We start from the raw sequence: 3,665 nt of genomic DNA on the forward strand, positions 1-3,665 counted from the left end.
CGCAGGTCTGCTGGCGTGAGATTTACAACTATCTTCCGCATTGGAAACGCATAGCCCGCATTCTTGAGCGCTGTTTTCACTCGCTCTTTGCTTTCCTGCACTTCTTGCGACGGCAGACCTACGACAACGATTCCTGGTAGCCCACCTGCAATATCGACTTCGACACCAACCTTCACGGCATCGATTCCAATTAATGATGCACTCCAAACCCTGGCTAGCATAGACACTCGTACGACTGTTCTTGTTTAGAATGCCCCAACCCTGCACTAGGCAACACTGGCTTGCGCACCCTGGGAGAACTCGCCCATGTCAGTAGCGCCACTGCATCGAGCGGTATGAGCCGCAATCTGAGCGTGGCTTTATGGCAAACGCTACTTACAGAAAGCGCCCACTCAGGCTTTTTTGAAGGAGATCCCTGTAGCGTAATACCAATTCTCTAAATTCCACCTACAGATCAGACGACTGAAACGTTGATGAAATCCAGCTTTTGCAATTTTGAATTCCGAACTCCGAATTTCGAGTTGGTGTAAGTTTTTGGCTAAAGGCAACTGCACAAAAAAGGGAGTGAGGCAATGCCCACTCCCAACCAGAAAAACGATCGAATAACGCTATTCTTCGACGAACTCGTCGCCCTCGTCCTCGTCGCCGTCCGATGCGCCGACAGCAGTTGCCGACACCACTGCACCCATTTCTAGCTTCTGGCGCACTTCTTGTTCGACCTGCTTTGCGAAGTCCGGCTTCTCTTCAAGGTACTTCACGGCATTGTCGCGTCCCTGACTGATGTTTTCACCGCTGTAGCTGTACCACGCGCCTTTGCGGACTAGCACGCCGGTTTCTTCAGCCAGATCGACCAAACAGCCGAGCGTGGAGATGCCTTTACCGAAGATGATGTCAAACTCGGCAATCCGGAACGGTGGAGCCACTTTGTTCTTCGCTACTTTTACCTTGGCGCGGGTGCCGTACTCTTCTGTGCCCTTTTTGAGAGTTTGAATGCGGCGGATGTCCAGACGTACGGAAGCGTAGAACTTGAGCGCTTGACCGCCTGTAGTCGTTTCTGGGCTACCGTAGGTAACGCCAATTTTCTGACGAAGCTGGTTGATGAAGATCACCGTGCAGCCTGACTTGCCCATGTTTCCGGTAATTTTTCGGAGCGCTTGGCTCATCAAACGGGCTTGCAAACCCACGTGCGAGTCACCCATTTCGCCTTCGATTTCAGCGCGGGGCACCAGCGCTGCTACCGAGTCCACCACGATGATGTCGATCGCCGAGGATCGCACCAGTTGGTCCACAATCTCTAGCCCCGCTTCTCCGGTGTCTGGCTGCGATACCAGCAGATTGTCAATATCAACACCCATAGCCTTGGCATAAACCGGGTCCAGCGCGTGCTCTGCGTCTACATACGCAGCAATGCCACCCGCCTTCTGTACTTCTGAAACGGCATGGAGCGCAACGGTTGTCTTACCTGAGCTTTCTGGACCGTAGATTTCGATGACGCGACCCTTGGGTAATCCGCCGCCCAACGCCAGATCCAGCGTCAATGCGCCACTAGGAATCGTCTCAATCCGCATTCGAGCAGCATCCCCTAGTCGCATGATGCTGCCTTTGCCAAAGTTGCGCTCGATCTGAGTCAGAACGAGGCTCAATGCCTTTTGCTTGTCTGAGCTTTGCTTGTCACTTTCAGTTGCTTTAGTTGCCATCAGCGCCTCAACGCGGAAGTGTATGTAGAGTGAGTAGAGAGCGATCGGGACCTAGGGGAATTTTATTCTAACCATTCCCGACTCGATGCAGTTACAAACGGGGGAGTAAGTAGAACGACGTCGTTTAGATCTTTAAGCAAATGCAGTCAAACGTACTACGTTACTCGGTTGAGTCTAGCTAATCTGGAAGTAGGTAGCTGGAGTCAACTAAGTTCTTCGTTCTTCTACATTGGATGCCATGACCTCCTATCTTCCGAGTTTGCTGGTTCCTGATGCGGCGCTATCGGTAGCAGGACTGACAGCGTACATCCAGGCATTGTTGGAGCAAGACAACCACCTGCGGCAGGTGTGGGTGACGGGCGAGGTGTCTAGCGCAAACCGCTACCGCAGCGGCTTGTTTTTTACGTTGCAGGACCCGGACGCCAATGCTTCGATTAGCTGCGTTGTGTGGAACAGCCAGATTGATCGCCTCACTGTCCAACCAGTATCGGGTGAGCAATTGATCCTTTTAGGTCGCATCCATGTTCATCCACAGCGGGGGCAGTATCAGCTCATCATCTGGCAAGCGCTACCAGCCGGCGAGGGCTTGCGAGCGCTACGCTATCGGCAGTTGCGAAATCGACTGGAAGCGGAGGGCTTGTTCGATTCGGAACGAAAGCGTCCGCTGCCGCCGCATCCCAAGACCGTAGCCGTGGTTACGTCACCTCAGGCTGCCGCTTGGGGAGACATTCAGCGAACGTTGCGACGGCGATATCCGGGATTGCATGTCGTGTTTTCTCCTGCATTAGTTCAAGGCGATCAGGCTCCTACTTCGATCGTTCATGCCATCCAGCGAGTAGAACGCGATGCTAGAGCAGATGTACTAATTGTATCACGAGGCGGCGGCGCGATCGAAGATATGGCGTGCTTTAATGACGAACGAGTGGTGCGGGCGATCGCAGAGTGCTCAATTCCCGTAATTGCAGGCATTGGGCACCAGCGGGATGAGACGCTAGCGGATTTGGCAGCGGATGTTTGCGCCCACACGCCAACCGCTGCTGCGGAGCAAGCCGTTCCCCTGCTCGCTGATCTTTATGCGTCACATCAAGAATTGGCTCTGATGCTGCGGGACGCCATGCACTACCGTCTCGAAGCGGCTCATGATCGCCTTCAGCGTCTGCGCGATCGCCTTCAACAGCTTCACCTCGACCGCGTTCTCCATCAGGAACGACAAGTGCTGGCGTGGATGCGTCAGCGTCTCATTCAAAGCGTCACGCTGCAAACGCAGCAGGCGACTCAATACCATCAGCTACTTCAGCAAAAACTTGCCACGCTGGACCCGCAAGCAGTGCTGAAGCGGGGATACGCAGTGGTGCGGCAGGACGGCGCGATCGTCCGCTCTACCGATGATCTCGCGCCCGGACAGGAGTTGCAGATTCAGCTTGGACATGGGCAGCTCAGCGTTCGGGTGATGGAACTGTTGCCCGCACAAGAACGATCGAGCCAATCTGACTGAAATCCTGAATACATCGGCTTTCTAGCGAGTATCGTTATACTGAACCCTATCGCAACCCATCAGGACTCTCTGTGAGCAACTCATCGGACTCAATAGGAGCCTACCCTAACAATGCTGATGGCTCGCGCTTTGACGCGTCTTCGCCGCGTTCCTGGAACTACGAAGCCACGATTAAGAAAGTAGAGGAAATTACGGCTCGCATCGAAGCAGGCGAGTTGGAATTGGCGGAAGTATTTGATGAGTTCGCTGCGGCTGTGGACTACCTGCGCCAGTGTGAAACGTTTTTGATGCAGCGTCAGCAGCAAGTCGATTTACTGATTGAAACCCTAACCGACGAATCCGATTTTTAGTCGACTACTCCATTTCGTTAATTTGATTTATGCGGCTAGCTCCTGAATGTTAGACAGCAAGTATCCATCTTCCATCTGAACCAGACGATCGGCAATGTCCAAAATTCGATTGTCGTGCGTCAC

General features: G+C 53.5%; 4 protein-coding genes and 1 pseudogene. 2 read left to right on the plus strand and 3 right to left on the minus strand.

The window, feature by feature from the left end; translation table 11 throughout:
• Positions 1-221, minus strand: a 221-nt coding sequence (locus H6F43_RS05770) for a magnesium chelatase domain-containing protein (RefSeq protein WP_277879878.1), incomplete at its 3' end; no start/stop codon positions are given.
• Positions 222-608: 387 nt separating this feature from the next.
• Positions 609-1,697: a recombinase RecA gene (gene recA, locus H6F43_RS05775; RefSeq protein WP_190341572.1), complete on the minus strand. Its 1,089-nt coding sequence runs from the start codon at positions 1,695-1,697 to the stop codon at positions 609-611.
• Between the two features lie 238 nt (positions 1,698-1,935).
• Here recA and xseA point away from each other — a divergent pair, with 238 nt between their 5' ends.
• Both xseA and xseB read left to right on the plus strand, forming a co-directional pair.
• Positions 1,936-3,192 (plus strand): exodeoxyribonuclease VII large subunit, encoded by a 1,257-nt coding sequence (gene xseA / locus H6F43_RS05780; RefSeq protein ID WP_190341574.1) that lies wholly within the window; start codon positions 1,936-1,938, stop codon positions 3,190-3,192.
• Between the two features lie 92 nt (positions 3,193-3,284).
• Positions 3,285-3,542 carry an exodeoxyribonuclease VII small subunit gene (gene xseB / locus H6F43_RS05785; protein WP_190341576.1) on the plus strand — a complete coding sequence of 86 codons (258 nt, stop codon included), beginning with the start codon at positions 3,285-3,287 and terminating at the stop codon, positions 3,540-3,542.
• 27 nt (positions 3,543-3,569) lie between these two features.
• On the opposite strand, the pseudogene H6F43_RS23005 reads toward xseB, so the two are convergent.
• A pseudogene (locus tag H6F43_RS23005) lies at positions 3,570-3,665 on the minus strand (ABC transporter ATP-binding protein); the annotation flags it as partial.

Source organism: Leptolyngbya sp. FACHB-36, from assembly GCF_014695955.1.
Lineage (GTDB): Bacteria > Cyanobacteriota > Cyanobacteriia > Leptolyngbyales > Leptolyngbyaceae > FACHB-36.